The organism is Pseudomonas sp. NFIX10, from assembly GCF_900111955.1.
GTDB classification, from domain to species: domain Bacteria; phylum Pseudomonadota; class Gammaproteobacteria; order Pseudomonadales; family Pseudomonadaceae; genus Aquipseudomonas; species Aquipseudomonas fluorescens_AA.
Window position 1 is genome coordinate 153,401 of record NZ_FOKH01000003.1, and the last position, 20,854, is coordinate 174,254.

A 20,854-nucleotide genomic window follows, 5' to 3' on the forward strand; every position below is an offset into this window, starting at 1 on the left:
CGTGAACGGGGCTTTTCGCTCTTTCGATCTGCAGTCAGTGAAGGCACAATGCGCATCCTTTTTTGGCTCGCCTTGCCCGGAGGCCTCGAAAATGATCAAAACGCCGTACTACCTCATCGACAAACAAAAGCTGCTGGCGAACATGCAGAAGATCGCCTATGTGCGTGAGCAGTCCGGGGCCAAGGCCTTGCTGGCGCTCAAGTGTTTCGCCACTTGGTCGGTGTTCGACCTGATGCAGCAGTACATGGACGGCACCACGTCGTCGTCGCTTTATGAACTCAAGCTCGGCCGGCAGAAATTCGCGGGCGAGACCCACGCCTACAGCGTGGCCTGGGCCGACGATGAGATCGAGGAGATGCTCGCCAACTGCGACAAGATCATCTTCAACTCCATCGGCCAGTTGCAGCGCTACACCGAGGCGTCGGCCGGCAAGGTTCGCGGCCTGCGGGTCAACCCGCAAGTGAGCAGCTCCGATTACCTGCTGGCCGACCCGGCGCGACCGTTCAGCCGCCTGGGCGAATGGGATCCAGTGAAAATCGAACAGGTCATCGAGCATATCTCCGGGTTCATGTTCCACAACAACTGCGAGAACGGCGATTTCGGTTTGTTCGACCAGATGCTGGGCACGATTGAGGAGCGTTTCGGTCATCTATTGCATAAGGTCGAGTGGGTCAGCCTCGGTGGCGGCATCCATTTCACCGGCGAGGGTTATGCCCTGGATGCCTTTTGCGCACGGCTCAAGGCCTTCTCGCAGAAGTATGGCGTGCAGGTCTACCTGGAACCGGGCGAGGCCGCGATCACCCAGAGCGCGTCGCTGGAAGTCACCGTGCTCGACACGCTCTACAACGGCAAGCACCTGGCCGTGGTGGACAGTTCCATCGAGGCACACATGCTCGATCTGCTGATCTATCGCCTGGACGCCAAGCTGGCACCGAGCGAGGGCGAACACACCTACATGGTGTGCGGCAAGTCCTGCCTGGCTGGAGACATCTTTGGCGAGTACCAATTCGATCGTCCGCTGTCCATCGGCGATCGGCTGTCGTTCATCGACGCAGCGGGCTACACCATGGTCAAGAAAAACTGGTTCAACGGCCTGAAAATGCCGTCCATCGTTGTGAAGCAACTCGACGGCAGCGTCGAGGTGGTTCGCGAGTTTGTTTACGACGACTACTTGTCCAGCCTCTCTTGAGTTGGCGGAAGGAGAAATAAAGAAATTGAAGAAGAACGTACTTATCATTGGTGCAGGAGGTGTCGCCAAGGTGGTGGCCCACAAGTGCGCGCAGCACAACGACGAACTCGGTCGTATTGCTATCGCGTCGCGCAACATCTCCAAATGCCAGGCCATCATCGACAGCGTCAAGGCCAAGGGTAGCCTCAAGCAACCCGCCGACATCAAGGCCTTTGCACTGAACGCTCTGGATGTCGAAGCGACCAAGGCGCTGATTCGCGAAACCGAGTCGCAGATCGTCATCAACGTCGGCTCTGCCTTCCTCAACATGTCGGTGCTGCGTGCCTGCATCGATACCGGCGTGGCCTACCTGGACACCGCCATCCACGAAGAACCGGGCAAGGTCTGCGAGACGCCGCCCTGGTACGGCAACTACGAGTGGAACCATCTCCAGGAGTGCCAGGAAAAGAACATCACCGCCATTCTCGGCGTGGGCTTCGACCCGGGTGTGGTCAATGCCTATGCGGCACTGGCGCAACAACAGCATTTCGACCGCATTGATTCGATCGACATTCTCGACGTCAATGCTGGCTCCCATGGCAAATATTTCGCCACCAATTTCGATCCGGAAATCAATTTCCGCGAGTTCACCGGACAGGTGTGGAGCTGGCAGGACAGCCAGTGGACCAGCAACACCATGTTCGAGGTCAAGCGCACCGACGACCTGCCAGTGGTCGGCTCGCAGAACCTGTACCTGACCGGCCACGACGAAGTGCACTCGCTGTCGAAGAACCTCGACGTGCCCAACGTGCGTTTCTGGATGAGCTTCGGCGAGCACTACATCAATGTGTTCACCGTGCTCAAGAACCTCGGCCTGCTGTCCGAGCAACCGGTCAAGACCGCCGAAGGCCTGGAAGTCGTGCCGCTGAAAGTGGTCAAGGCCGTGCTGCCTGACCCGAGCTCGCTGGCGCCGGGCTACACCGGCAAGACCTGCATCGGTGACCTGGTCAAGGGCGTCAAGGATGGCCAGCCGCGCGAGATGTTCATCTACAACGTGGCCGACCACGAGGACGCCTACGCCGAAACCGACAGCCAGGGCATTTCCTATACCGCCGGCGTGCCACCCGTGGCCGCGGCCTTGCTGGTGGCCCGTGGCGAGTGGGACGTGCAGCGCATGGTCAACGTCGAAGAGCTGCCTGCCGAGGCGTTCCTCGAGGCGCTGGATGTGATGGGCCTGCCGACACGCATCAAGGACGAACATGGCGACCGTCCCTGGAACCAGAACGCCTGAAGGACTCCAGGCGGGTTCCCCATTGGCTCCCCCGATAGGAACTGCAGGATCGCTCTGGATTCTGCAGGCGATTGAATCAGGAGACTCACCGTCGCGTGAATACCTGGCAATCTGCGGGAAGCCTTGAAGAAATGCTCCGTATCGAAAGGTACGGAGCATTTTTCGTTTAGAAGGCCATCCAATAGGCCCGTGGCGAGGGAGCTTGCTCCCGCTGGGCTGCGCAGCGGCCCCAACAAAGAACCGCCCAAGCAGAAACCCTCGCCATGAACGATCACCCGACCTTACGATTGCGCTTCACGGCCCCAGGAGAAGCCATCAGTGAAACCCTTCAGAATTCGCGAGCTGCAAATGACCGATGTGCAAGCGCTGCTGGCCTTCGAAATCCATAACCGTGAATGGTTCGAGTCGCAGATCGACGCACGCGACCCTGCCTTTTATTCATGGACGGGCGTCACCAATCACATTGAAGGCTATCTGGCCGATTTTTGCCGTGGGCGTCTGGCACCCGTTTGTGATCGAAGACGCCAGCGGGAGAATAGTGGGGCGGGCGAATTTGAAAGGCATCCATTCACCACGCGGTTGCGCCGAGGTGGGCTACCGCATTGATCAACGCGCTTGCGGGCAAGGGCTGGCAACGCGGGCCCTGAAACATCTGATCGAGGCGGCGCGGATGCGTTGGGGGCTTACGCAACTGGTGGCTTATGTCTATGAGCACAACATCGGCTCAAGGAAGGTCCTTGAGCAGTGCGGGTTTGTGCCTGACGCGCTGTCGGGCAGCGAGGCCGTCGAGGGTGGAGGCCGCTTTGCGCTTTCGATCTAGAACTCGGTTCACACCGGACAGTGTCAGGAATCGCTTGTACGTTTTAAATCCGTCCTGGCGATTCGATAAAGCCAATGTCTTGGATTATTCCCACGTTTCCTTCAGTACTGAGCGAAACAGCTCCGACAGGAGCGGCTCGACTTCCTTACGTCCGCTGCGCGTCGGCTTGATAGCCTCAAGCCGATGCAACTCCCGCTCAATGAATTTCTGAATAGGCATGATCTGCGGTGAAAGCCCCATTTCTGGTGATGCCCGCTTGATCGCAAGCAAGTCATCAATGGCCCGGTGCAATTCGGGCTCACCGTCGATGACTTGGCGCAGCGTGTCAAACTCGATGGGAGCTGGTTTATCAAAGCGCTCCAGCCACCGTACCGATAGCAATGGCCGCAGTACGTAGAAATATTTTTTCAGCGGTACTTCAGGAGACTGCAAGTACCCCCTGAAATTGGTCTTCGCCATGCTGCGATAATGGTAGATACCGCTTTCAACCGAGTAGACCTGCGGCAGCAACGCTTTGGCGCGTTCGTGAAATGAGCCAGAACGTTCATAGATGATGGTGGACTGCACCCATTCGACAAACCCCGGGTTTGACTTCCAGAACAGTCTCAAGGCCTTGCGCAGATCCCAACCATTGACGTCCATATCATCGATGATCGGGTACTCGATGACGTCGCGTTGCTCCTCTAGGCCGACCGAGAGATACCACTCAGGTTTATTGACGTAGATGAAGCGTGCGTCATAGTCACTATTGGGGGACGCGAATCCCCAGGCACGACTGCCTGACTCTACGGCGAGCAGGACCTTCACCTCATGTTCATTTTCAGCACGGCGGAGACGGTCTTGAACTTCTTCCCGAACAGCTATGGAAACCATGTGCTCACTCTGATCAGATGAATTTGTGTGCAATAACACCATTTTTGATGGCGCGACTGTTAAAGCAGGGAGCTATTAAGTAACAATTCCGACGAATCAATACTGATGCTCCACCGCAGCGTTATAGCGCAACAGCAACTCGTCATAACCGGCCCGTGCTGCGACGAGGTCCTGGTTCAGTTCAGCGGCGTCGGCTCCTGAGGCCCAATGCTGCTGCAGGCGCTCCAGGGCGACGATCCAATTGCTGGCTGCCAAGTTTATCTGGGTCCACACGGGGCGGCTGTCATTGGCTGAGCGCAGACGGGCAGGGCCAGCACGAAAGTATCGGCGTCTGTCCTGGCGGTTGCCAACATTTGATGCATGACAAGCAGTTGTTGCGGCGTCAGGGGGGCGCCTTTGGTCATTGCCTCGAGGGCGTTCTTTGGGATCATGGGCAGGTTTTGCAGGAAGCATCAGCCCAACGCCTCGACCAGCTTCGGCAACCAGTGGGTCGCATCGCCCACTAGCGTTTTATCGGAAGCGGGCCCCATTGGTTCGATATTGATATGCACCAGCCAGGCGCCATGCTCGGTTGCCAATGTTGGAATCCGTGCCGCCGGGTAGACGTTTCCCGAGGTGCCAATGGAGAGCATGACGTCGCAGTCGCGGGCCGCGCTGAAGGCCTGGTCCAGTTCCCGCTCCGGCATTCCCTCGCCGAACCAGACGACATTGGGGCGGATCCGGCCGTCGCAGTGTGGGCAACGTGGGGGTTTCAGGCTGTCGCAGTCCGGCCCGACATCCACGGGCAACGCGCCCAGGTAGGGACGATTGCACTGGAAGCAACGGGCGCTGGCCAGATCACCGTGAAGGTGAATCACCTCCTTGGATCCGGCTCGTTCGAGCAGGTCGTCGACGTTCTGTGTGATGACGGTCACGCGGGGCAAGCTCTGGGTCAGCCTGGCGACTGCCCGGTGCGCGTCATTGGGCTGCGCTTGGTTAACCAGCGTTCGGCGCCAGCTGTACCATGCCCATACCTGTGCAGGGTCTTTGGCGAAAGCGGCGGGGGTGGCCAGTTTCTTTGGGTCGTAACGCGCCCAGAGGCCGGTCGAGGGATCACGGAACGTGGAGATACCGCTTTGTGCGGAAATGCCGGCACCGGTAAAAATGGCAAGGTGCTTGGCCGCTCGCAGGCGTTTCACCGTTTCGGCGAAAATGACTTCTGGATTCACCGTCTCATCCCCCGTCAGACCTGAGAGCACTGGTCGCGCAGCCAGTCGAAGTTGCTCCAGTACTTTCGGTCGCCGCCGGGCTGGGCACGTTTTGTCTCAATGAAAGGGGCAAGTATCTGGTGGCAGTGCTTGATGCTCGGCGCCCAGTTTTCGATGATGATGTGCTTGTTCTTGATCAAGTCGGCACGCAATAACGCCGCGACGACGTCGTAGTTCGCACAGGTCAGCGAGGCGTGCTGGACATGGGTGGCGTCCCATTGGTCATGATGCAGGGTCGACAGCGTGGCGCGAACCGCTTGCCGGGCATCCCGGGCCTGGCTGGCTTGCAGGAACTCGACAATCGAAATGATGCTCTGGGCCTCGGATGCCTGTTGAGTCGCCTTCAGTTGTGCCGTCAGGATGACCACCTGGCGAACAACCAGGTACATCGACAGCAGGGCCACCAGGGCCACGACCACCTGGACCACCAACGTCCATGTTTCGTAATTAGACATTTTTTCTCTCTCGCCCCTTAAGTAGTTCCAGTGTTCTTGAGTCGACATTCACCCGATCCTCCAGCGCCTGGGCATACACGCAATGCTCGCCCGCGGCCGCTGCGAACAGCGTCATGCAGGACGCGAATTTCATGGCGTCGAGTGTCCCCAGGAGTTTCTCTACCGCGACGTCCGAGTCCAGGACGGCGCGGGTTGCGCACTCCAGTCGTGGTCCCAGAAGCGGGTGATGCAAATAGTCGCGCGCTTCTTCCAGATCGCGCAGGCCGTAGTAGGTGGCGTTCTCGCTGACACCCAGGCCGCGTAATTGGGGAAAGATGAACCACATCCAGTGGCCTTCCTTGCGGCCGTGCCGTAGCTCGAGCAAAGCGCGGTCATAGGTTGACGCTTGCGCCTGGACAAAACGCTCCAGTGATTCGGTCATGCGAGCCTCTGATACCGGTTTCAAGGCTGAAGAATGAAGCGCGCCAGGTTCGATCAAAAGTAGTGGCTTTATGATGTCATGGTCTGGCGCGTATCGGTAGTCTCGATCATCACCCCCATTCAGAACGAGGGCAAAGCCTATAGCACACTTGCGCTATAGCGCCGGTCGGCACTCGACCCTAACCTATGAGCGCTATCGGGTTTTCGACCGGCCGCAACGAGCCTATTTGAACAAGGATCTGTTTTTGAAAAACACACCCGCCAGAAAGTCCAACGTCTGCCCGGCTTATCGCAAGCGCCTCGCAACGGCATTTGCCGTCTCGGCCCTTGTCGCCAGTGGCTGGGGTTCTTTGATCGCCGGTGCGTCGGCTGCCACTGCCAGTGAGACATCCTCCGCGGCTTGCACCAACGAGGCGGATTTCCAGGCCGGGACGGTAGTGGAGTATGAAAGTCGCGACAACCTGTCGCCAGCCACCAGTCGCGGTAAAACCGAGACGCTCGGGCGCGAGGCGTTTGCCGGCGCCAATCCGGTGGCTTCGGTGCACACGTCGTTCCTGAACAATGCGCCGTTTTTCCTGACGACGACCTTCGCCGAGATCAAGGACGGTCGGCTTATTCGTTACGGTGATCGCCATGGTGCCGGGGCATCGTTGATGACCACCACCTACCAGCCTCCCGCTTCCACACCGATTGATCTGCAACCTGGGCAGACCGTCACCGTCAGCTACAAGAACAAAGCGGTGAGCGCCGGGGGAACGGTCGAGTTCGATGTCGTCGAGAAGCTGACTTATAACGGGCGTGAAACGATCAAGACGGCCCTGGGGACGTTTGATACCTGCAAGTTCACCAATGAAATCTTCACGGGCCCGGTTTCGGCCGAGCAGCCGAAACAGGTTGTCGTTGTCCAGAATTGGTTTCCCGCGGACGGACCTTATCGTGGTCAGTCGATCCGATCCGTCACGCCTCCGGCCAATGGCGTTGCGCAGAGAATCAGTGAAGTCGTCAAGATGCAGTATGGGACACGATGAGAGACGCGTCTCGGGTCGGAAGATTTGCCGGATTATCGTGGCAGATGAGCATCCGCTGTTCCGAGAGGGGATGATGGTGTTGCTGGAGCGCCTGATACCTGACGCAGTGATCGAGCAAGCAGGCAGTCTGGAGGAAGTACGGACGCTGGCAACGAATGGACAACCTCTCGATACGCTGACTCTTGAAATACGTCTTCCCGGCCTGGGCTCCATCAGCGAGCTCGCGCAGTTGCGCCAGGCACTCACGCACACCGTGATGATTGTGGTTTCGACGCTGGATGACAGCGATGTCATTGGCCGTGTCATGGCCACCGGTGTAGACGGGTTTGTCGGCAAGAGCCTTTCTCCCGACCAGGTCGGCCAGGCCATCGCCGATATTCGCCGTGGCGAAGTGCGGGTCAAGTATGCGCCTTCGGGCTCGCTGCCACTCGGTCCCGATGATGACATGAGCAAGCTCACGTCACGGCAGCGAGAGGTCTGGCAATTGATCGCCGAAGGCAAGACCAACAAGGAAATCGCCTCAGCGCTTGAGATCTCTCCCTTCACCGTGCGCATTCATGTCTCTTCGTTGATCCGTGCGCTGAACGTTCCCAACAGGGCGGTGGCCGCTGCCCGTTTTGCCGGGCGCGAGGCGCTTCAGACCTTGCGCTAGTGCCTCAGACCTTCGAACCGGCATGGGCAGCCTCGTCGGTGCGCGAGGTGTCATGGAATTTCGCCTGGGACTTGCCCGCGCGCTTGGCCCGGTAGAGCGCTTCATCGGCCTGGGCCAGCGCATCGGCAAACTCGCCGCCGGTCCACAGCGTCCCGCCGATGCTGCAGCCGACCGTGATCGACTCCCCGGCCAGCGCTCGACCGACCAGCTTTGTCCGCGCCCATCGAGCGTGATCCCGGCGGGTTTGCCGATCATGTCCTTGGGCCCAGCAAGACGGTGCCGTCCTTGCTGATGACCAGGAACTCCAGGCCAGGCAGGCGCTCCTGCAAGGGGTCGAAAAGCGATCGACCGACTTCCGCGGCCCATTCCCAGGAAAGATGCGTCGCGAGCACCCCCGTGAGATTTCCGGCGACGTCCTTGATTGGCATGCTGATATCGACGAATTTCATCGCTTCCCTGGAAGGATTCGGCAGCAACTTGGCCAGCAGGACGGCTTCGTGAACATCGCCAATGAATGTCTCTTCACGCGCCCTGGCAAAGACCGGCCGTTGCGAGATGTCGGCACCTGCGAGCACCCCGTTGGTCGATGCGACCACTTTGCCGTGGGCGTCGGTGAGGCCGATCCAGGAATAGTTCGGGAACTGCTGGCTAAGGTGGTCGAGCAGGGCGCGTGCTTCGCCGGGGCTCGCCGTGTTGCGCAGGGTTTCCAGCTTGCTCAGGACCGTGAGCGCTTTTGAACGGTTACTCATGTCGCGATCGAGGCGATCGATCATCGAGTAGGCATATTCGCTCAGTTGCAGCCCGGTTTGCTCCTTGAGCCGCGAAATGGAGGACTCGCCGATAACGGTGCCGAAGATGCAACTGAGGAGCAGCACCACCAGTGCCACGACGATGGCGAAGCGTGCCCGCAAGCTTTGGAAGAGAGGGATATACATGTCGGGCCGCCATGGGGATGGGATTGGAAAGGCCTTTATTCCATGGCGTTCTTGGTATGCATCCTCTCAAAATTTTCCAGTTTGGGGTACTGGTCCGCTCACCACTGAGCGCGACGACAGGAGCACTGTCACTACCTGCCTTATCGCTGATAGGCCAGCCAACGGAAAGCTTGACTGAACGCACGGATGGGTATTTAGTTGTGCGGTACAACTAAATACCCATCCGCATTCGAGGTCCCCCGTGAACCATTGCCCACCAGCCCTGATTGAGAAAATCCGTTCGGCGTCGCGTCTCATGGTGCGGGAGCTGGGGTTCATGCACACCACGTTGGCTGCGACGGGTTATCCGCCGTCGTCGGTGCACACCCTCGTGGAGCTCGGCAATCGCCAATCCCTGACCGCGGGCGAGCTTGTCGAGATGCTCGGCCTGGAAAAATCCAGCGTGAGTCGGATGGTGCGCAAGCTCATCGAGGCCGGCGAGATCGAAGAAATTGCCCATGAACAGGATGCGCGGGCCAAGAGACTGCGACTCACCGCCCAGGGGCAAGACACCCTCCGAACCATCGATGCTTTCGCCACGCAACAGGTTGTCGCGGCCATGTCTCACTTATCCAATGAGCAATGTCAGACCGTGAGTGAGGGGATTGCCAGCTATGCCGTCGCGCTACACGCCCATCGGCTCGGTACAGCGCCGCCTGCGCCTGCGCAGTTGGAGATTGCGCGTGGCTACCGTCCTGGCGTCATTGGCCGCATTGTGCAAATGCATGCGGACTATTACGCCAGGCATTCGAACTTCGGCCAGTTGTTCGAAAGCCTGGTTGCATCGGACATGGCCGAGCTGATGGGACGCCTGCACAATCCGCGCAATGAGGTCTGGGTAGTCCTGGATGGCGAACGAATAGTCGGTTCGATTGCCATCGACGGTGAAGGCGAGGGCGGCAGTGCGGTGCTGCGCTGCTTCATCCTGGATGATTCGGCGCGCGGCCAGGGGGCTGGCAGGCGTCTGTTGGCCGAAGCGATGAAGTTCTGCGACGAGTGGGGCTTTAGCTCAACGATCCTCTGGACGTTCCAGGGGCTCGACGCTGCTCGCAAGCTGTATGAGGCGTTCGGTTTCAGGTTGGAGCAGGAGCAAGAGGGGCAGCAATGGGGGCGACAGGTCATTGAACAGTGTTTTGTCAGGCCGGGCCCAACCGCCTCGCCAATTTGAATTGTATCAATTGGCGCTATTGGATTTGAAAACCCCACTGAGCACGAAGGCATAGCGTTCCGGGCGGATGAAAAATGTCGTGCGGTCGCAGCAACGGCCATCGGCGAAATAGGACGTGCGCTCCATGACCAGCAGCGCGGCACCGCGTTTGACGTGCAGCGCGCCGGCCAGGCTTTTGTCGGCTTCCTGTGCACGGATGGCCAGGTCGGCGCGACTGACCGCTAGGCCGGTGATCGATTCGAGAATGGAATAGATCGGCTGATGTTCGACCTCAGCCCAGGCCACGCTGGCCAACTCTGCCGGCAGGTGGCTGCGTCCCAATGCGATGGGTTCGTCATCGACGAAGTGCAGTCGCTCCAGAAGCAGGCAGTCGTGCGCTTGCTCAAACAGACCCCGCAGGGTTTCCGGGACGGGCTGCAGGGCATGGCTGAGCACCTGCATGCTCGGTTGCAGCCCTTGTAGCAACAACGCCTCATGAAAGCTGCGCAACGCATCCAGGCCGTGGCGTACCTGCTTGGCCGCTACGAAGGTGCCTTTGCCTTGCTTGCGCTCCACCACACCGTCGTCGCTGAGCTTGCCCACTGCCAGGCGAACCGTGACGCGGCTCACCCCGAACCGTTCGCCCAACTGCGCCTCGGACGGTAGCTTCCCGCTGGGTTCGTAGTCGCCGCGCTGGATTTCTTCCAGCAGTTGATGGGCGATCTGTTCGTAGAGCGAGGTGGTGCTGTCGCGAAGAATGGAGGTGGACACTGTCAGCTTCCATGGCCTTGAGTGGGGCAGGGTGCCTTCACTTCTAAGGTTATAAAAATAGGTTATTGGGACTACTTGTATTAATACGTATTATGTCAGGCATTCCCATTGTAAACGACCTGACGACACTTGCCATGCCCAAAACCCTCCCTTACCCGCAGCCGCAAGCCGACGCCCTGACGGTCGATGACATCAGCTTCAGCTACCCCAACGGGCATCGCGTATTTTCCTCTTTCAGCCTGAACGCCAAACCCGGTGAGTTTGTCGCGATCCTCGGGCCATCCGGCTGTGGGAAAACCACCTTGCTGAACCTGTTGTCAGGGTTCGTGCAACCGCAAAGTGGCCGCATCACCATCAACCAGACAGCGGTACGCCCGGAGCGTTCGGAGTTGGGTTATGTGTTCCAGGCGCCGCAATTGTTTCCCTGGTTGAGCGCCTTGGAAAACGTCCGTTTTGGTCTGCGGATGAGCGCCCGCACCGACGAATCGCAGCAGCGTGCACAGGCATTGCAGTACCTGCGCCTGGTCGGTCTGGAGAGTGCGGCGCATCGGCTGCCGCACCAGCTTTCCGGTGGCATGCAACAGCGCGTCTCCCTGGCCCGGACCCTGGCCCTGGAACCCAGCGTATTGCTGATGGATGAGCCGTTCGCCGCGCTCGATGCCATCAGCCGCAACAGCATGAACGAAGAGACGTTGCGCATCTGGGCCGAACTGGGCCAGACGGTGTTGTTCATTACCCACGACATCGACGAAGCGGTGTTCCTGGCCGACCGGGTCATCGTGCTCAACATCGCCCCCGGGGGCATTCACAGCGAGCTGGAGATCCACCTGCCGCGTTCCCGCAGCAACCTGAAAACCCGTCGCCTACCGGCGTTCCTCGATTACCGCAATGAGCTGATGACGCGCATTGCCCAGGTGATGGACGCCTGCGACACCACGGTTCACCCCACCCCTCGACTTGAGCTGACAGCATGATCAAACGTTCGCTGCTTGCCCTCACATTGTCTGCCGCCACGTTGGCAGGCAGCGCATTCGCCGTGGCGGGCGAGGCGAAACCCTTGCGCGTGGGTTATGTCTTCGCCATGGCCAACGCCCCGGCGCTGATCGCCGACAAACAAGGTTACTACCGCGAAGAAGGCTTGAACGTCGACCTCAAGGCCTTGGGCGATGGCCCGGTGATCCAGCAGGCACTGGCCGCCGGTGAACTGGACGTGGCCTATGTCGGCACCCCGCCGGTGTACCAGTGGTTTTCCCGCGGGCTGCAAAGCCGGATCCTGGCGAAGGTCAATTACGGCCAGGCCGCGGTGATTGTCGACGCCAAGAGTCCGATCACCCAGCTGGAAGCGCTCAAGGGGAAAAAACTCGCCGGGGTCAAGAAGGGCAGTGGCATGGATGTGCTGCTGCGCGGTTATGTCCTGAAGGAAAAGGCCGGGCTCGATCCGGACAAGGACCTGGACATCATCGACATGCCGCCGGGCAACATGAACGCTGCCCTCGAGCGTGGCATCGTCGACGCGGCATTTTCCTGGGAACCCTTCGTCAGCCAGTCGGTGTTGCGCGGTTCGAGCCGGATCCTGCTGGACGTCAACCAGGCGCTGCCCCAGTACCCGTGGTACGTGGTGATCGCCTTGCCGAAAACCTTGCAGGAGCGCCCGGATGACGTGGTGAAGCTGCTGCGCGCCCATCGCAAGGCCATCGCTTTCCTCAACGAACATCCCGCCGAATCGAACCGGCTCATCGCCGAGGCGTTCAAGCTCGAAGCGGTGCAAGGCCCGGACGGCAAGACCATCGCCCCCGAAACCATCGTCGCCCAGGCCCGGACCCGCCTGGGCTGGTCGGCGGACTTGCAGGCGGCGGACATCCAGTTCATCCAGCGCCTGATGGATTACTCCCACGACCTGGGTTTTATCGACACCACGCTCAAGACCGAACAGATCGTGGATACCTCCTACCTGGAAAAAGCCGCGCACTGAGTCCGTCATGTCCTTGCCAAAACCGAATTGGGGATGGGCGTCGCTGCCATTCCTGTTGTTGATCTGGATCGCCCTGGCGAGCCGCTTTCCCACCTACATCCTGCCGCAGCCCTGGGACGTTGCCCGCGAGGCGCTGCGCTGGCTGGGTGACCGTTCGCTGTGGCAGCACCTGCAGGCCAGTGTGCTGGAAGAGCTGGGTGGTTTTTGCGCCGCGGTGATCGTTGCGCTCCTGCTGGGCACGGCCGCGGGCCTGTCCTCGCGCTTTCGCGATTTCATCTCGCCGCTCAACAGCCTGTTCATGGCCATCCCGCCGATTGCCTGGGCGCCGCTGATCATGATCATTTTCGGCCTGGGTTATGTCTCCATCGTGCTGGTGATTTTCATTGCCGCGATGTTCCCCATGGCGGTGACCATCCAGGAGGGCGTGCAGAGCATCCGCGGCGGTGAAGTTCGCGCGGCACGGACCTTGGGTGCCAACGCCTGGCAGCTGTTGGCCCACGTCTATTTGCCGGCCTCGTTGCCGTTCGTGACCGCCGCCTTGCGCATCGGCTTCAGCCAGGGCTGGCGGGCGCTGGTGGCGGCGGAAATGATCGGCGCTTCCCGAGGTATCGGCTGGATGGTCGCCACGGGTGGGCAGATCGGCAACAGCAGCCAGGTGCTGCTGGGCATTGTCGTGATCGGCTTGATTGCCTGGCTCATGGAAAGCTTTGTGTTCCGGCGCATCGAGCGTCACTACCAGCAATGGCGCGTGCAATAAGCATCGCCCCACGTATTCGAACCCTTCAGTGGACCACTGCACGAGGTGTCATGTGAGTAACGTTTTCGATCCCCGCGAAGCCGGGCATTACATCGCCCCCCAAGGCCTGTACGAGCGCAACAAGAAACGTCCGTTCCTGGGCAGCGTCCACTGCGACCGTGACACATTGGTCGCCGGGCAGTGGGATGAAATCACCCTGGTCTACGAGGTCGGTGGCAGCGGCCTGGCCGACGGCGCGTGGCTCAAGCTGGCCTTCAAGTTCTATTCCGACTGGGCCTTGTTCCAGACCTCGAACCCGGCCGGCCCCAACTATGTCAGCGCCGAATACCAGGCTGGTGAGCTGGTCCCCGGCCAGAGCCAGGCCACGGTGCAGCACTTGAAGGTGCGCTTCGACCAGAAGGGCCATGAACGGCCATTTCAGAAAGCGATCATCATCGACATCATCGACGGGTACCTGAACCCGGGAGATAAAGTCATCATTCGCCTGGGGGACCGACGCCAGGGCGGGGCGGGGACGCGGGTGCAGAGTTTCGTCGAGAAGGACTTCCGTTTCCGCCTGTTCATCGACCCGCTGGGCAGCTCGAAATTTGCCGAAGTGCCGGGCGACCCCTTGTTGGACATCGTGCCGGGACCGGCGCAGCGTGTGCAGCTGATCGTGCCTCGACTGGTCAGCGCCGGGGAAGCCTTCGATGTCCTCTTGCGGGTGGACGATGCCTGGGGCAACACCTGCCGAAACCTGCCGCTCGAGGGGGTACTGACCCTGGTCGATCCGGAGGGCGGCGAGCGTCGACAGCCGTTCACGCTGGCGTCCGAAGGTTGGGCGACGGCCCGGCTCGAGGCGCTTGACCTCGGCGCCGTGGGTGAGTGGCGTTTGTCCGCCAGCGTGGCGGCGCCGTTTGTCGACGGGGCCCAGGCCTTCGTCACCGTCGACCCGGCCGGTACGGCGTTGCGCCCGCTCTACGCCGACCTGCATGTGCATTCCGATGACACGGTGGGCACCAACGACACGCTGTACAACCTCAGCTACGGTCGCGATGTCGCCGGGCTCGACGTCCTCGGCTACACCGCCAATGACTTCAATATCACCGAGCAACGCTGGGACCAGGCGGTCAAGCTGATCCACGAGCTCAATGAGTCGGGCCGATTCGTGTGTTATCCCGGAACCGAATGGTGCGGTAACTCTTGTGCGGGCGGCGACCGCAACGTCGTATTCCTGCATGACCGCAAACCCGAGTTCCCCTTCGACAATCAAGGACGACTGGTGCGTTCCTTCGAATGGAATGAGTTCACCGCCGGCACCATCAAGCCTGGCGCCTGGCCGGTGGACGAGTTGTACGCCGCCTATGCCAAGGACCCTGAGGGCCATCTGATGATGCCCCATGTCGGTGGACGCCGTTGCAACCTCGACTGGCATCACCCGGAACTCGAGCGGCTGATTGAGGTGGGTTCGGCCTGGGGCCAGTTCCATTGGGTCTACGCTGAAGCGCTGCAGCGTGGCTATCGGGTTGGCGCCGCGGCGAATAGCGATGAGCACCAGGGCCGCTGCGGTGGCGGCGTTCCGGCCACGGCGGTGTTCGGCTCCCGTGGCGGGTTGACGGGTGTGGTCGCCGAGGCTTTCGACCGCACCAGCGTCGGCAAGGCCTTGCGCGCCCGCCGTACCTTCGCCACGACCGGTGAGCGTTCGTTCGCCAGCCTGCGCCAGGGCAAGCACTTCATGGGTGAAGTCTTCACTGCCGATGCGAATGCCTCCCTGGACTATCGACTGCTGGGGGAGGCCGGGTGGGAGCAGGTCGATCTGTTCGATGGCGACCAGTTGATCTGGTCGCGCAACCTGCACCAGGAACTGGGTTTCTGCGCGCAACGCATTCGCCTGCGCCTGGGGGGCGCGCGGATCAAGGACCGCTATCGCGGTGCGTACTGGACTGGCGAAATCCGTATCACCGGCGCGATCATCAATGGTTTCCGTGCCTTGGGCCTTGACCATCCCGAGCAGACCGTATGGCGCAAGGACGCCACGGTCCTGGCGTTTCGCACCGACACCAATGGCGATACCGACAGCATCGAAATCGACTTGTCGCAACTGGCCGGCGCCACGCTGCAGATCCACAGCCGTATCGACAATTACGTCAAGGTCGGCGACCCGTCCGAACCGCAACCTTACGTGCACGCACCGACCGTGGTGATGGAGCTGTCCGGCGATGAGTTGTTGGCGCAATCGCAAGTGGTCGAAGAGTTGCCGGGCGCGGAGTTGAAACTGTCCCTGGAACGGATGACCGCTGCACCGTTGCCCCGTGAGTTGCAGGGGCGCATCGAACTGGCCCGCTTGGGGCTTGATCCAGGGCGTGAACACCCCTTGTTCATCTGTGCCCGCCAGCGGGATCAGTCACGGGTCTGGACCTCCGCGCTGTTCCTGACCCTGTAGGCGCTGTCGAGTGCAACGAGGCTGCGATCTTTCCCCAGACACTTGAATCTCAAGCGAAAGATCAAAAGATCGCAGACTTCGCCAGCGCCTACTGAGCCCGGCGGGAGTTCTCTCTGGTCACATTTGCGCAAAACCCCGACAGTCCCAGCAAGCCTGCGAAAGCCTGGCCGTCGCCATTGCGAGAAAGTGAAGTCGTCGATAACGACAGCGCCCACGGGCGCCGGGCGGGCGAATGTCTCGTCTGCCCACTCACGCAGGAGAGCGATCATGACCGATATCCAACACAACATTCCCCACGAAGTCCAAGGCAAGGTTGCACTGGTCACTGGCGCCGCCAGTGGCATCGGCAAGGCCATCGCATTGCTGTTGCATGCCCGCGGCGCCAAGGTAATCGCTGAAGACATCAACCCCGCCGTCCATGAGCTGGCCCGTCCCGGGCTGGTGCCGCTGGAGGCCGACATCACCGCGGATGGCGCCGCCGAGCGCGCTGTCGGCCTGGCCGTCGAGCAGTTCGGCCGGCTGGATATCCTGGTCAACAATGCCGGGATCATCATCAATAAACTGGTCATCGACATGACGCGCCAGGACTGGGAGCGCATCCAGGCGGTCAACGCCACGGCCGCTTTCCTGCATTCACGCGAAGCGGTCAAGGCGATGATGCCGAACAAGTCGGGGGCCATCGTCAACATTGCGTCCTACGCGTCCTATTTTGCCTTCCCGACCATTGCCGCCTACACCGCGTCCAAAGGTGCCCTGGCGCAACTGACGCGCACCCTGGCCCTGGAAGTCATCGAGCATGGCATTCGCGTCAATGCCATCGGTGTTGGCGATGTGGTCACCAACATCCTCAATGACGTGGTCGAGGACGGTCCGGCGTTCCTCGCCCGGCACGGTGAAGCCGCGCCCATCGGCCGGGCCGCACGGCCGGAAGAAATTGCCGAGGTGGTTGCGTTCCTGGCCTCGGATCGCGCGAGTTTTGTGGTCGGTGCGGTGGTCATGGCCGACGGCGGCATGACCGTTACCGCTGGCTGAATCGAGTGATGGATTGCACCTGGGTAACCGGCCGGGCTGTGCACCCGGCCGGTGTTGTTGTCAGAGCTGCGCCCGACGAAGCCTGCCTCTCAAAGGGACCACGCTATTCTCGGGCACAGGCAGTGGCCGCCCGACCAAGCCCATGCCTTCGCTGACCAGTACCGTGCCCAGAGGGTTCAGAGCCTCGAATACCCGCGCAACTGCGCCGGGCTGACGCCAAGACGTTGCTTGAACAGCGTGGTCATGTGCGCCTGGGAATTGAAGCCGCAGATGTGGGCGATATCGGTCAGTCGGGCGGTTGAATCGCGCATCAGCGCCCGTGCCTTGGCGAGGCGCCGGTCGATCAGGTAGCTGTGTGGGCTTTTGCCGGTCGCCTGCTTGAACGCCCGCATGAAATAACCTTCGGACAAACCCAGCAGCCCGGCCATTTCCTTGACCCCCAGCGGGCCGTCGAGACCGGCGTCGATGAATTCATCGAGCAGGCGCATCCGACCGCCCGTGATCGAACCTTGGGAGTGTGCCGAAAACCGCTTGTGGTCCTTCACTCGCTCAGCCAGCCCGAGCGCCCAGGCTTCCCAATCGTCCTCTGCCGTGGCACGCAGCAGTGCGCTGCGCATTCTCAAGGCGAGGGTGATGGCCTGCGGGTCAATACGATTGTTGAACGCATGTTTCGCCGGCAACGCCAGGCCGTCGGTGCGCACCATCCGTAGGTATTCACCGCCCCGGGGGGATTCGGAGAACACGTCGCACCCGGCGGGAACGAATGCCAGGCCGTTGGGCAGCGCCTCGAAGGGCAGCACGCGGTCGCTGCCGATGGCGTGTCGGCCACGCTGACTGTCGAAGGCAAAACCGATCGCCGACTGGGTCGCGACGTAGCGGGTCGCGTAGGCACAGCCGGGGAGCAATTCGATCGCCCAGGGCCCTGCCTCGATACGACGGACCGGTTCAGACAGGAGCGGCGGTTGATGGTTTCGCATGTTCATGAACAGCATAGTAATGAAGAGCGGGCCTGAAAGTCAGGTCAGTTTTCTGAAAGCCCCGTCGCCGTCGCGCTGATTAGACTGGGCAAAACCAGGAGGCCCAATCATGCACACACTGACCCGCGACGACATCGAACACGCTGCCCGCCATCTCTATCAATTCATGCCCGCCACGGCCCAATACGCCTGGCCGTTGCTGGCTGAACGGTTGGGTTGCACGGTGTGGGTCAAGCACGAGAATCACACCCCGACCGGGGCCTTCAAGGTACGCGGTGGCCTGACCTTCGCGCACTGGCTCAAGCGCGAGCATCCCGAGGCGAAAGGCATTGTCACGGCGACGCGCGGCAACCATGGCCAGAGCCTGGCGCTGGCGGCCACTGCCTTGGGTTTGAAAGCGTTGATCGTCGTGCCGCAAGGCAACTCGGTGGAGAAGAACAATGCCATGCGTGGCTTTGGCGGCGAGGTGGTCGAACATGGCCGCGATTTCGATGAGGCCCGGGAAGAAGCTGCACGCCTGGCCCACGCACAAGGCCTCTACCTGGTGCCGCCGTTCCATCCTGAGTTGGTCAGGGGCGTGGCGACTTATGGGCTTGAGCTGTTCAAGGCGGTGCCGGACCTCGACACGGTCTACGTGCCGATAGGCTGTGGGTCGGGGATTTGCGCAGTCATCGCCGCCCGCGATGCCTTGGGGCTGAAAACCCAAGTGGTGGGTGTCGTGTCCACCGAGGCCGTCGCGGCAAAGTTGTCATTTGAAACGGGAAGACTGTGTGAGACCGCTACGGCGACTACCTTCGCGGACGGGTTGGCCGTGCGTAGACCCATTCCCGAGGCCTTTGCCATCTATGGGGCCGCTGCGGCGCGGATCGTCGCGGTCAGCGATGCGGAAATTGCCGAGGCCATGCGGGTGTATTACACCGACACCCATAACCTGGCCGAGGGCGCAGGTGCCGCGGCCTTGGCGGCACTCATGCAGGAACGTGAAGCGATGCAGGGGAAAAAGGTGGGAGTGATTCTGTCCGGCGGGAATATTGACCGGCCGGTGTATGCCCGGTTGATTGGCTGAGCCCCTCGTAGCGGGAAACCCTGGAGGATATTTAGATCGATTATTTCTTACGGTTATTGATATAGGTTTGGATGGCATATCCATGACCGAAGAATCGAAGCTGTCGCTTGGAAAGTATCTGCAATGAAAGCGCAGTGCATGCAGAAGCAGACGACTTTGCACGTGTCGCTCCGGTAAGCCTGTCTGAACGTTCATTCCTGCTGTTCGATCGCCATCTTGTCGGGCCCGGGTCAATGCTTAGAATCCGCCCCATCAGCTCGTCCGACTCTCGAACCTTACAGGGAACACCACCATGATGAACGCCATGCAGATGCCAATGCCGATGAACGCCAACATGCCGATGATGCCAATGATGGGCATGCCGATGATGATGGCGACCATGACCTGCGAAATGATGGACGACGGCATGATGTGCAAAATGATGCCAGCCGCCGGCATGGACATGGCCATGTTCAAGAACAGCGCCGACATGATGCAGATGATGATGAACTGCGGCATGCCGATGATGATGCACTGCGGCAACATGAGCATGATGTGCATGTCCCAGGCGAGCATGGCCATGCCGATGGCGAGCATGATGATGCCAATGCCGATGATGGGCATGCCGATGCCGATGATGAAGTGCGTGATGGAATGCACGGTGATGGCGGACTGCATGATGTGCAAAGTCATGCCGATGGCGGGCATGAACATGGACATGATGAAGAACTGCTGTGCCTTGATGATGAAGATGATGGACGACTGCGGCATGCCGATGATGATGAGCTGCAACGGCATGCCGATGATGTGCTGCACCTGCTGATTACAGCCGGGCAACGTCCTTGAGACTGGCCCCGTGGCGAGGGAGCTTGCTCCCGCTGGGCTGCGCAGCCGCCCCCATTTTGTGAGCGTTGCGCACTCAAACGGGAGCAAGCTCCCTCGCCACAGGCGGGGTCAGTCCAGGCGTTCCGGGTAGGTGACCACCAGGTACGCCACCGCTTCGCTGTCGGCCGGGTTGCGGTAGCGGTGTGGTTGGTCGGCATAAAACAGAATCGAGTCGCCAGTGGAGAGCAGGTAGCGCTCGTCGTTGACGCTGATCTCCAGCACACCCTGGGACACCACCAGGTTCTCCTGAACACCGGGCCCATGCCCTTCGGACTGGTCCTCACCCAAGGGGCCCAGGCGCAGCTCGTAGAATTCCGACTGGCGTGCCACATCGAACGGGAACAGGGCACGGCTGACAAAGGCGCCACTGGCGCTGACCAGGCGTTTGCTCTGGCTGACCGACAGCACCGCCACCCCTTCGAAAGCCCGATGTTCCAGGAACGCGGCAACCGACACCTTCAGGCCCTTGGCAATTTTGCACAGTACCTTGATCGAGGGGACGCTGCGTCCGGACTCGATCTGCGCCAGCATGGCCCGGCTTACCCCGCACTGGCGGGCGAGGGCGTCGAGGGACAGGTGACGCTTGCCGCGCAGGCGTTGCAGGTTCTGCGCGACCCGTTCGCAAATCGGATCTTCATCCAAGGCTTCCAGGTTGTTCAGATCCACTTCGGGTTCGTCGGCACTCGCCAAAAAGCGCGAGGGTTCCTGGATGCTCACGCCTGGTACGTCCTGGTCGGCTGGAACGCCTGGACCCACTGGAACGCCTGGTAACCGGCATTACGCGCGTACATTTCCCACATGGCCCGGGCCAGTTGCTGAGCCTGCTTGCGTTTGCGGAACTGGACGAAGTCGATAACGTTGTCAGTCGGTTTCATAAGGCACTTCACTGTCGTGACCAATGGGACGGGATGAGCTGAG

General features: G+C 60.7%; 22 protein-coding genes and 1 pseudogene. 13 read left to right on the top strand and 10 right to left on the bottom strand.

The window, feature by feature from the left end:
• The first annotated feature begins 91 nt into the window (after window positions 1-91).
• The 3 genes and pseudogenes from BM321_RS04205 to BM321_RS04215 all read left to right on the top strand — a co-directional run bounded on the left by BM321_RS04205 (window position 92) and on the right by BM321_RS04215 (window position 3,279).
• Window positions 92-1,189: a carboxynorspermidine decarboxylase gene (locus tag BM321_RS04205; protein ID WP_058545429.1), complete on the top strand. Its 1,098-nt coding sequence runs from the start codon at window positions 92-94 to the stop codon at window positions 1,187-1,189.
• Window positions 1,190-1,214: 25 nt separating this feature from the next.
• The gene (locus tag BM321_RS04210; RefSeq protein WP_041476374.1) at window positions 1,215-2,459 is read left to right on the top strand and encodes a saccharopine dehydrogenase family protein; all 1,245 of its coding nucleotides are present in this window, start codon (window positions 1,215-1,217) and stop codon (window positions 2,457-2,459) included.
• 318 nt (window positions 2,460-2,777) lie between these two features.
• Window positions 2,778-3,279 (top strand): annotated as a pseudogene (locus BM321_RS04215) (GNAT family N-acetyltransferase).
• A gap of 84 nt (window positions 3,280-3,363) precedes the next feature.
• On the opposite strand, the gene BM321_RS04220 reads toward BM321_RS04215, so the two are convergent.
• The 5 genes from BM321_RS04220 to BM321_RS04235 all read right to left on the bottom strand — a co-directional run bounded on the left by BM321_RS04220 (window position 3,364) and on the right by BM321_RS04235 (window position 6,275).
• Window positions 3,364-4,152: a nucleotidyltransferase domain-containing protein gene (locus BM321_RS04220; protein ID WP_092441623.1), complete on the bottom strand. Its 789-nt coding sequence runs from the start codon at window positions 4,150-4,152 to the stop codon at window positions 3,364-3,366.
• A 96-nt stretch (window positions 4,153-4,248) separates the two neighbouring features.
• Window positions 4,249-4,407, bottom strand: coding sequence for a hypothetical protein (locus tag BM321_RS30405; RefSeq protein WP_158264733.1), 159 nt, complete (start codon window positions 4,405-4,407; stop codon window positions 4,249-4,251).
• A gap of 197 nt (window positions 4,408-4,604) precedes the next feature.
• Window positions 4,605-5,360, bottom strand: a complete 756-nt coding sequence (locus BM321_RS04225) for an SIR2 family NAD-dependent protein deacylase (protein ID WP_092441624.1) — start codon at window positions 5,358-5,360, stop codon at window positions 4,605-4,607.
• A 14-nt stretch (window positions 5,361-5,374) separates the two neighbouring features.
• The gene (locus BM321_RS04230) at window positions 5,375-5,854 is read right to left on the bottom strand and encodes a DUF4760 domain-containing protein (RefSeq protein ID WP_092441625.1); all 480 of its coding nucleotides are present in this window, start codon (window positions 5,852-5,854) and stop codon (window positions 5,375-5,377) included.
• Window positions 5,847-6,275 carry a DUF1810 domain-containing protein gene (locus tag BM321_RS04235; RefSeq protein ID WP_092327619.1) on the bottom strand — a complete coding sequence of 143 codons (429 nt, stop codon included), beginning with the start codon at window positions 6,273-6,275 and terminating at the stop codon, window positions 5,847-5,849. Before BM321_RS04235 ends, BM321_RS04230 begins: the two co-directional genes overlap by 8 nt.
• Window positions 6,276-6,501: 226 nt before the next feature.
• Here BM321_RS04235 and BM321_RS04240 point away from each other — a divergent pair, with 226 nt between their 5' ends.
• Window positions 6,502-7,302, top strand: a complete 801-nt coding sequence (locus tag BM321_RS04240) for a DUF3108 domain-containing protein (protein WP_256573367.1) — start codon at window positions 6,502-6,504, stop codon at window positions 7,300-7,302.
• The gene (locus BM321_RS04245; RefSeq protein WP_092441626.1) at window positions 7,289-7,954 is read left to right on the top strand and encodes a LuxR C-terminal-related transcriptional regulator; all 666 of its coding nucleotides are present in this window, start codon (window positions 7,289-7,291) and stop codon (window positions 7,952-7,954) included. Before BM321_RS04240 ends, BM321_RS04245 begins: the two co-directional genes overlap by 14 nt.
• Window positions 7,955-8,205: 251 nt before the next feature.
• Here BM321_RS04245 and BM321_RS30410 read toward each other — a convergent pair whose 3' ends face one another.
• Window positions 8,206-8,889, bottom strand: a complete 684-nt coding sequence (locus BM321_RS30410) for a PDC sensor domain-containing protein (RefSeq protein WP_092441627.1) — start codon at window positions 8,887-8,889, stop codon at window positions 8,206-8,208.
• A 295-nt stretch (window positions 8,890-9,184) separates the two neighbouring features.
• Here BM321_RS30410 and BM321_RS04255 point away from each other — a divergent pair, with 295 nt between their 5' ends.
• Window positions 9,185-10,096 carry a bifunctional helix-turn-helix transcriptional regulator/GNAT family N-acetyltransferase gene (locus BM321_RS04255; protein ID WP_092441628.1) on the top strand — a complete coding sequence of 304 codons (912 nt, stop codon included), beginning with the start codon at window positions 9,185-9,187 and terminating at the stop codon, window positions 10,094-10,096.
• A gap of 6 nt (window positions 10,097-10,102) precedes the next feature.
• Here BM321_RS04255 and BM321_RS04260 read toward each other — a convergent pair whose 3' ends face one another.
• On the bottom strand, window positions 10,103-10,846 hold the full coding sequence (locus tag BM321_RS04260) for a GntR family transcriptional regulator (protein ID WP_092441629.1): 744 nt from the start codon (window positions 10,844-10,846) through the stop codon (window positions 10,103-10,105).
• 134 nt (window positions 10,847-10,980) lie between these two features.
• On the opposite strand from BM321_RS04260, the gene BM321_RS04265 reads away from it, so the two are divergent.
• From BM321_RS04265 to BM321_RS04285, 5 genes are all read left to right on the top strand, one after another.
• Window positions 10,981-11,820: an ABC transporter ATP-binding protein gene (locus tag BM321_RS04265; RefSeq protein ID WP_092441630.1), complete on the top strand. Its 840-nt coding sequence runs from the start codon at window positions 10,981-10,983 to the stop codon at window positions 11,818-11,820.
• Window positions 11,817-12,818 carry an ABC transporter substrate-binding protein gene (locus tag BM321_RS04270; protein WP_092441631.1) on the top strand — a complete coding sequence of 334 codons (1,002 nt, stop codon included), beginning with the start codon at window positions 11,817-11,819 and terminating at the stop codon, window positions 12,816-12,818. Before BM321_RS04265 ends, BM321_RS04270 begins: the two co-directional genes overlap by 4 nt.
• Window positions 12,819-12,825: 7 nt before the next feature.
• On the top strand, window positions 12,826-13,575 hold the full coding sequence (locus BM321_RS04275; RefSeq protein ID WP_060741800.1) for an ABC transporter permease: 750 nt from the start codon (window positions 12,826-12,828) through the stop codon (window positions 13,573-13,575).
• A gap of 52 nt (window positions 13,576-13,627) precedes the next feature.
• Window positions 13,628-15,997, top strand: a complete 2,370-nt coding sequence (locus BM321_RS04280) for a hypothetical protein (protein WP_092441632.1) — start codon at window positions 13,628-13,630, stop codon at window positions 15,995-15,997.
• A gap of 267 nt (window positions 15,998-16,264) precedes the next feature.
• Window positions 16,265-17,029 (top strand): SDR family NAD(P)-dependent oxidoreductase, encoded by a 765-nt coding sequence (locus BM321_RS04285; protein ID WP_092441633.1) that lies wholly within the window; start codon window positions 16,265-16,267, stop codon window positions 17,027-17,029.
• 176 nt (window positions 17,030-17,205) lie between these two features.
• On the opposite strand, the gene BM321_RS04290 is transcribed toward BM321_RS04285, so the two are convergent.
• A complete protein-coding gene (locus BM321_RS04290; protein ID WP_371856607.1) occupies window positions 17,206-18,021 on the bottom strand; it encodes a helix-turn-helix transcriptional regulator in 816 nt (271 codons plus the stop codon).
• Between the two features lie 94 nt (window positions 18,022-18,115).
• On the opposite strand from BM321_RS04290, the gene BM321_RS04295 reads away from it, so the two are divergent.
• On the top strand, window positions 18,116-19,072 hold the full coding sequence (locus BM321_RS04295; RefSeq protein WP_092441634.1) for a threonine dehydratase: 957 nt from the start codon (window positions 18,116-18,118) through the stop codon (window positions 19,070-19,072).
• A 292-nt stretch (window positions 19,073-19,364) separates the two neighbouring features.
• Window positions 19,365-19,874 carry a hypothetical protein gene (locus BM321_RS04300; protein WP_175534896.1) on the top strand — a complete coding sequence of 170 codons (510 nt, stop codon included), beginning with the start codon at window positions 19,365-19,367 and terminating at the stop codon, window positions 19,872-19,874.
• Window positions 19,875-20,005: 131 nt separating this feature from the next.
• Here BM321_RS04300 and BM321_RS04305 read toward each other — a convergent pair whose 3' ends face one another.
• Together BM321_RS04305 and BM321_RS30415 are read right to left on the bottom strand one after the other, a co-directional pair.
• The gene (locus BM321_RS04305; RefSeq protein WP_170866797.1) at window positions 20,006-20,596 is read right to left on the bottom strand and encodes a helix-turn-helix domain-containing protein; all 591 of its coding nucleotides are present in this window, start codon (window positions 20,594-20,596) and stop codon (window positions 20,006-20,008) included.
• A 53-nt stretch (window positions 20,597-20,649) separates the two neighbouring features.
• Window positions 20,650-20,811, bottom strand: a complete 162-nt coding sequence (locus BM321_RS30415; RefSeq protein ID WP_170847644.1) for a hypothetical protein — start codon at window positions 20,809-20,811, stop codon at window positions 20,650-20,652.
• Window positions 20,812-20,854 lie beyond the last annotated feature (43 nt).